The 709-nt window shown below is 45.8% G+C and carries 1 protein-coding gene; it reads left to right on the forward strand.

Annotated features, from left to right (window positions below; all coding sequences use genetic code 11):
- Window positions 1-133: 133 nt before the first annotated feature.
- Window positions 134-709: DHH family phosphoesterase (locus R7Z50_RS27395; RefSeq protein ID WP_318149734.1), on the forward strand; the 576-nt coding region annotated here is incomplete at its 3' end.

A 709-nucleotide genomic window follows, 5' to 3' on the forward strand; every position in this document is an offset into this window, starting at 1 on the left:
AAGTGTGTATCGACTCGAAAAACGTTTGCGATTCCAAGAATATCGGGTGAATTGGCAACTCGAAAAAATTACATTTGAATCAATGGTCTATGCAGTACCAATAGTAACTTACCACTCACCACTAAGGACTCAAATGAAACGTTCACTACTTGGATTAACCATGATTGCCTCTTTCAGCTGTTTGGCTGAGGGCGCTTTGGATCTCACCACGCTTTCAAACAATAATACCGACAACCTTGTATGGGTTGGACATTTGAGCCCAGACACCGATAGTGCCGTTTCCGTTATCCTTGCGTCACACATCTACGGCGGAGAAGCAGCGCTAACTGGCGAAGCGAACCCAGAAAGTAAGTTTGTGTTTGAATTTTGTGGCATGGACGCGCCAAAAGTGAAGGCGGATTTCTCTTCTCACCACATTGGTTTGGTGGATTTCAACCAATCGACTCAACTTGCAAAATCGGTTGATCCAACTTCCATCGTGGCAATCATAGACCACCACGCGATGGGCAGTTCGCCAATCAGCATGCCGCAAATCGTCACGATGGACATTCGTGCTTGGGGTTCTGCAGCAACAATTCTTACGGCAAATGCCGAGAAGTTAAACGTTAAACTGCCTAAGAATATTGCGTGTGCAGGTTTAGGGGCTATTTTGTCGGACACGGTTGTGTTCCAATCTTCGACTACCACTGAATATGACAAACAGTACGCG

This window comes from Vibrio sp. 1249-1 (assembly GCF_033340495.1).